This is a genomic window from Blautia sp. 1033sp1_1033st1_G9_1033SCRN_220408 (assembly GCF_040929965.1).
In the GTDB taxonomy this organism is placed as follows: domain Bacteria; phylum Bacillota; class Clostridia; order Lachnospirales; family Lachnospiraceae; genus Blautia_A; species Blautia_A ammoniilytica.
Genome location: NZ_JBFKZO010000044.1, coordinates 1 through 5,972, shown reverse-complemented (window position 1 = coordinate 5,972; position 5,972 = coordinate 1). Strand labels below are relative to the sequence as shown.

Annotated in this window: 6 protein-coding genes and 1 pseudogene; 5 read left to right on the top strand and 2 right to left on the bottom strand. The window is 47.2% G+C overall.

What is annotated here, in order from left to right; genetic code table 11:
- The 3 genes and pseudogenes from AB5916_RS17195 to rpsI all read left to right on the top strand — a co-directional run.
- A pseudogene (locus tag AB5916_RS17195) lies at nucleotides 1–330 on the top strand (tRNA pseudouridine(38-40) synthase TruA); the annotation flags it as partial.
- A 251-nt stretch (nucleotides 331–581) separates the two neighbouring features.
- The gene (rplM, locus tag AB5916_RS17190) at nucleotides 582–1,010 is read left to right on the top strand and encodes a 50S ribosomal protein L13 (protein ID WP_158420893.1); all 429 of its coding nucleotides are present in this window, start codon (nucleotides 582–584) and stop codon (nucleotides 1,008–1,010) included.
- Between the two features lie 17 nt (nucleotides 1,011–1,027).
- Nucleotides 1,028–1,420, top strand: a complete 393-nt coding sequence (gene rpsI / locus AB5916_RS17185) for a 30S ribosomal protein S9 (RefSeq protein WP_158420892.1) — start codon at nucleotides 1,028–1,030, stop codon at nucleotides 1,418–1,420.
- Between the two features lie 338 nt (nucleotides 1,421–1,758).
- Here the strand turns inward: rpsI and AB5916_RS17180 are convergent, their stop codons facing one another.
- Together AB5916_RS17180 and AB5916_RS17175 are read right to left on the bottom strand one after the other, a co-directional pair.
- Nucleotides 1,759–2,187 (bottom strand): hypothetical protein, encoded by a 429-nt coding sequence (locus AB5916_RS17180; RefSeq protein WP_368192075.1) that lies wholly within the window; start codon nucleotides 2,185–2,187, stop codon nucleotides 1,759–1,761.
- Between the two features lie 393 nt (nucleotides 2,188–2,580).
- The gene (locus AB5916_RS17175; RefSeq protein ID WP_158420890.1) at nucleotides 2,581–3,243 is read right to left on the bottom strand and encodes a Crp/Fnr family transcriptional regulator; all 663 of its coding nucleotides are present in this window, start codon (nucleotides 3,241–3,243) and stop codon (nucleotides 2,581–2,583) included.
- Between the two features lie 84 nt (nucleotides 3,244–3,327).
- On the opposite strand from AB5916_RS17175, the gene AB5916_RS17170 reads away from it, so the two are divergent.
- Both AB5916_RS17170 and hcp read left to right on the top strand, forming a co-directional pair.
- Complete coding sequence (locus AB5916_RS17170) at nucleotides 3,328–4,038, top strand: ATP-binding protein (RefSeq protein ID WP_368192073.1); 711 nt, start codon at nucleotides 3,328–3,330, stop codon at nucleotides 4,036–4,038.
- A 19-nt stretch (nucleotides 4,039–4,057) separates the two neighbouring features.
- Nucleotides 4,058–5,653, top strand: coding sequence for a hydroxylamine reductase (gene hcp, locus AB5916_RS17165; RefSeq protein WP_368192071.1), 1,596 nt, complete (start codon nucleotides 4,058–4,060; stop codon nucleotides 5,651–5,653).
- Nucleotides 5,654–5,972: the final 319 nt, after the last annotated feature.

The following is a 5,972-nucleotide window of genomic DNA, read 5'->3' as shown; positions in this document are numbered from 1 at the left end:
GATAAGATGAGAGAAGCCACTTCTTTTCTCATCGGACGTCATGATTTTGCCAGCTTTTGCGGGGCGAAGGCCCAGGTAAAGACAACCATTCGTACCATTACAGGAATGGACGTATGGCGAGACGGAGATGTGGTAACGATCCAGGTAACCGGAACCGGATTTCTTTACAATATGGTAAGGATCATTTCCGGTACATTGATCGAGATCGGTAATGGTCAGTATCCGCCAGAGAAGATCAAGGATATCCTGGATGCCTGTGACAGGGTGGCAGCAGGGCCTACCGCACCGGCAAAAGGCCTGACTCTTATGGGAATCCAGTTTTTTGATTGATTTTTGCTTATATTTTATGCATATTTTTGTATCCATAAGGCGAAAAAGTAGTTGACATACTGCTGCCGGTATAATATAATTACTCAATGTGACGTAGTGCGAAGATACTTAAGCCAATAGCCCCGGCGACAGTATTTATCAGCGGTTTCGGACATTTCCGCAGTTTTTTGCATGTACGTTCAGGATTATAAATATTTGCGGGATACCGCAGTTTGACAAACAATCGTTGATAAATAGCAGGAGGTAAAACCATGCAGACTTATATGGCTAATCCAGATAAAATCGAAAGAAAATGGTATGTAGTTGACGCTGCTGGATGCACCCTTGGCCGTCTGGCTTCCGGTGTTGCAAGCGTTTTAAGAGGAAAGAATAAACCACAGTTTACACCTCACGTAGACACAGGTGATTATGTGATCATCATCAATGCTGACAAGATCAAAGTTACAGGTAAGAAGCTTGATCAGAAAGTTTATTACAACCACTCTGATTATGTTGGCGGCATGAGAGAGACTACATTAAAAGAAATGATGGCTAAAAAACCGGAGAAGGTTGTTGAGCTGGCAGTGAAAGGAATGCTTCCTAAGGGACCTCTTGGAAGAACCATGTACAAGAAACTTTTCGTTTATGCGGGATCTGAACACAAACATGAGGCTCAGAAACCGGAAGTTTTAACATTTTAATGAGGAGGTAGAAAACATTGGCTAGCGCAAAATTCTACGGAACAGGAAGAAGAAAAAAATCAGTTGCAAGAGTTTATCTGGTACCTGGAACCGGTAAAATCACTATTAATAAAAGAGACATTGATGAATATTTTGGATTAGATACACTGAAAGTTATCGTTCGTCAGCCACTGGTTGCTACAGAAACAGAAGGCAAGTTTGATGTACTTGTTAATGTTCATGGTGGTGGATACACAGGACAGGCTGGTGCGATCCGTCATGGTGTTGCAAGAGCCCTTCTTGAGGCAGACAACGAGTATAGACCAGTTCTTAAAGCTGCTGGATTCCTTACACGTGATCCACGTATGAAAGAGCGTAAGAAATACGGCCTCAAAGCCGCTCGTCGCGCTCCGCAGTTCAGCAAGCGATAATTTCAGTTCTCAAAGAGATAATCAAAAGAACGATCAAAACGTATACAAAACCTCAGAAACCTTGTGTTTCTGGGGTTTTTCTTTACCCATGCATCCCAGTGAGATGCTCAGAAACGTGGTGGAACTTTGTGGATATGTAGCGCGTATGCATCACGTATGCAGCAAAAATCACAGCAACTATGTGGTCGGATTTTTGATGAAACAGAGAGGTATAAGAAAAGCAGATACGAGTAAGATTTTTATACTCCTGATATCTGCTTTTTTCTGTTTATATACCTTCCTCTTCATTTTCTCTATCCTCCACAATTTTGTTTACGGCATCGATCAAGATCCGAACATCAAGATGCGTGTAGACACGTTCTGTAAGAGTCATTGCTCCGGAATGTCCGACAATCTTCCAGATGGACATTTTCTTTCTTAAGATCCAGAAATTCGCTGATACGGCAGCCGTTGTAGAGAAGCATCAGAACAATCTGATAATAGGGATCCTCCTGCATGGTCCATACACGTTCAACTTCTTCTTTGCTGAATTTGTTGCGGTCAAGTTTGTTTGGATTACGATCCTTATATTTTGCAACATCGACATACGTAGAATAATCTTTGTTGCAGATATCATATTTCAAAGCATATCCGATGATAATATAATTCTGTTTCTTTGTCCCTTTTTCCGGATCAAGTGTATATCCGTCTGTTTTTCTTACAACCCAGGGATTTCGTCTTTTCCCTGACATCTTGGTTACACTTCCATAACCATTTGGTAATTTCATAAATAATAGCCTCCTTCTTATCGCATACAGCGATTCTTGGGAGCCTAAAATCCAAACTGTTCATCTAATAAAGCGTTTCTTCTTTTGATTCGCTCATCTTCTGTCAATTCTTCGACTTCCTTTTCTGAAAGCGTTGTGCTGGCATAATAGGCGGGCGTTTCACATCAATGGAAAAGCCTAATTCTTTCAACTGATCTAAATAGAAGAGAAATTGCATCACATATGATATTGCTGTCAGAGTGCCAATAACTTGGCCACGAAAGTCATCTTGGACAAATATTTGGATTGTTGTAATTGTCTTGATGTTGATAGCTACGCTTGTCCAACCAGCGATAAACTTAAGTATGCAAAAAGCCATAACTGTGAGGATATCCCTTTACTGGAATTAAGGCGTTATAACCGCAAGACAAAATGGTTCTTGTGATAATCGAGGAGACCATCCTTTTTCATCTTTCCAAGCTCCAGCGACAGTCCGCTACGCTCAACGCCAAGATAATCCGCAAGCTGCTGTCTTGAAAAAGGAATGTCAAATTCGTATTTTCCGAGTCGCTGTGCTTCTGCGGAAAGGTAGGACATGATCTTTGCCCGCGTGGTACGCTGTCCCATATGCGTGAGTTTTTCGTTAAACCGCAGATTTTTCTCGGCAAGTTCACTGAGAAGATTTCGGATTACTCGGCTGTGATGTGAGCATGCAGACGGGCACACATTTAGGATGCGCTTTACATTCAAAAACATTACGGTGACAGGCGTTTCCGCTATGACGCTTACATTCAGTCTGGAACCTGGAGCGCAGGCATAGACGGCAGCAAAGGTCTGTCCCGGTCCGGCTTTTGAAAGGATATTCCAGTTTCCCCAAATATCCTCCTGTATAATCAGTACACTTCCCGACAGCACAATACCGATCGAACCTACCGTATCACCGGCGCGCAGCACAAAAGCTTTCTTTGGAAAATCCTCTTTTCTTGTGCCAAGACAGGACAGCATGGATGTAAGCTCATTCTCGGAAATGCCGGAGAAAAGCTGAGATGACCGAAGAATGGATAAAAAATCTTTCATAAAAATCCTCTCTCGTTGAAAATTCAACCGACTTGTTGATTGTATTATAGTATAGTATGCTTAAAAAAGCAAGGAGGCACGGTTATGAAAAGAAGAATTATTGAGATCGATCAAGATAAATGCAACGGCTGCGGTGCCTGTGCTGCCGCTTGCCACGAGGGCGCTATCACCATGGTGGACGGCAAGGCAAAGCTGATGCGAGACGATTACTGTGACGGTTTGGGTGACTGTCTGCCCACTTGTCCCACCGGGGCGATCTCCTTTGTGGAACGTGAAGCTGCTGCATATGATGAACAGGCGGTACTCGCCAATAAACAGAAAAAGATGCAGCAGGAGGGGATGCACCTTCACGGTGGCTGCCCCGGAACACGGATGAAAACCATGCAGCACACAGAGCCGTCCGGCGCTACGGCTACTCCCGCCCAGGTGCAAAGCCGTCTTTCCCAGTGGCCGATACAAATCAAGCTGGTTCCCGTGAATGCGCCTTATTTTGGCGGTGCAAAGCTGCTTATTGCTGCCGACTGCACAGCTTACGCCTATGCCGCTTTCCACGAGCGGTTCATTAAGGGACATATCACTTTGGTGGGCTGCCCGAAGCTCGACAGCGTGGACTATTCGGAAAAACTCACCGAGATCATTCGCAATAACGACATCAAGAGCGTAACCATCGTGCGCATGGAGGTTCCCTGCTGCGGTGGACTGGAGTATGCAGCGAAAACCGCTTTGCAGAACAGTGGAAAATTCATTCCGTGGCAGGTTATGACCATTTCCACGGACGGAAATATACTTGATTAAAGAAAGAGAGGCTTTCAAGATGGATAACAAGATGTTTTGCTTTCAGTGTGAACAGACAGTGGGCTGCACCGGCTGCACCGGGAAGGCCGGTGTCTGCGGCAAGACCGCCGATGTGGCGAAACTTCAGGACGAGCTGACGAGCGCACTTATCGGGCTGGCCAGAGCCACAGACGGCGATACCCCGGTCAACGCCGACACATGGCGGCTGATGATCACGGGGCTGTTCACCACTGTCACCAATGTGAACTTCAACGAAAAGACAATCCGCGAGCTGATCGACCGTGTACACGCGGAAAAGGAACGGCTGGTACCAAACTGCTCCAGCTGCAGCTCTCGTTGTGGGCGGAATGATGATTACGATATGAATTTGCTCTGGAACGCGCAGGAAGATGTGCGCAGTCTCAAGTCACTCATTCTTTTCGGGGTGCGGGGCATGGCAGCCTACGCCCATCACGCCATGGTGCTGGGCTATGCCGATGAAGCCGTGAATCGCTTCTTCGCTAAGGCGATCTTTGCCATTGGCGAGGATTGGGACATGGACGAGCTGCTGCCTATCGTGATGGAGGTTGGTGAGAAAAATCTCAAGTGCATGGCACTTCTGGACAAAGCCAACACCGAAAGCTATGGAACGCCCACGCCTGTTACCGTACCCCTGACAGTGGAAAAGGGACCGTTCATCGTCATCTCCGGACATGACCTCCACGATCTCAAGCTCCTTCTGGAGCAGACCGAGGGCAAGGACGTCAACATCTACACTCACGGCGAAATGCTTCCCGCTCACGGTTATCCTGAGCTGAAAAAGTATTCCCACCTCAAGGGCAATTTCGGCACAGCATGGCAGAACCAACAGAAGGAATTTGCGGAGCTTCCCGCGCCGGTGCTGTTCACCACCAACTGTCTGATGCCGCCAAAAGCAAGCTATGCTGACCGTGTGTTTACCACGGCGGTGGTATCTTACCCCGAAATGATGCACATCGGAGAGGACAGGGACTTTACCCCGGTGATTGAGAAGGCTTTGGAACTGGGCGGTTACTCCGAGGACAAGCCTTTCACCGGCATTAACGGCGGCAACGCGGTCCTGACTGGTTTTGCCCGCAGCACAGTGCTTGGCGTGGCAGATCGGGTCATCGAGGCTGTCAAGTCCGGCGCAATCCGGCATTTCTTCTTGGTTGCCGGTTGCGACGGTGCACGCCCCGGCCGCAATTACTATACAGAGTTTGTCAAGCAGACGCCTGCCGATACCGTAGTGCTGACCCTTGCCTGCGGCAAATATCGTTTCAACGACCTTGACCTCGGCACCATCGGCGGTCTGCCCCGTCTGATGGATGTCGGACAGTGCAACGACGCTTACAGCGCTATTCAGATTGCCATTGCCCTTGCCGATGCTTTCGGTTGCGGTGTAAACGATCTGCCGCTGTCTATGGTGCTCTCTTGGTACGAGCAAAAAGCTGTGTGCATCCTGCTGACGCTGCTGTACTTGGGGATTAAGAATATCCGCCTTGGCCCCACGCTGCCGGCGTTCGTTTCGCCCAATGTGCTGAACTATCTCGTAAAGAACTTCGGAATTGCCCCCATCACTACGCCGGAAGAGGATCTAAAGCATCTTCTCAAATAACATCGCTGTTCAGGGCATATACGGGTAAGTACTACTTGCTCCTCGTCTCCGTCTTTTGCCCAGTAGCCAAGCGGTTAACGGTTTATATTGACCCTTTTCTTAATAACTGCGCTGGTGTCACAGCAAGACCGTTACAATCGGCCTTGCGGCGCGGAACGGCGGCCTTGAAATACTACATTTCAAGCCGCCGCAGACTGTAGACAAAGCCCTGCTTTTGCAGGGTTTTGCTATTGTTGGAACCACTTTTCTGATATAATAAATATCAGAAGGGCGGTGTTTTTTATGATGACGAAAAATACAGATAAAAAAAGAGAACAAA

Excerpts from the sequence above, each read along its gene's own strand:
- AB5916_RS17180 (WP_368192075.1), bottom strand. The coding sequence starts at position 2,187 with ATGAAATTACCAAATGGTTATGGAAGTGTAACCAAGATGTCAGGGAAA.
- AB5916_RS17175 (WP_158420890.1), bottom strand. The coding sequence starts at position 3,243 with ATGAAAGATTTTTTATCCATTCTTCGGTCATCTCAGCTTTTCTCCGGC.
- rplM (WP_158420893.1), top strand. The coding sequence starts at position 582 with ATGCAGACTTATATGGCTAATCCAGATAAAATCGAAAGAAAATGGTAT.
- AB5916_RS17170 (WP_368192073.1), top strand. The coding sequence starts at position 3,328 with ATGAAAAGAAGAATTATTGAGATCGATCAAGATAAATGCAACGGCTGC.
- hcp (WP_368192071.1), top strand. The coding sequence starts at position 4,058 with ATGGATAACAAGATGTTTTGCTTTCAGTGTGAACAGACAGTGGGCTGC.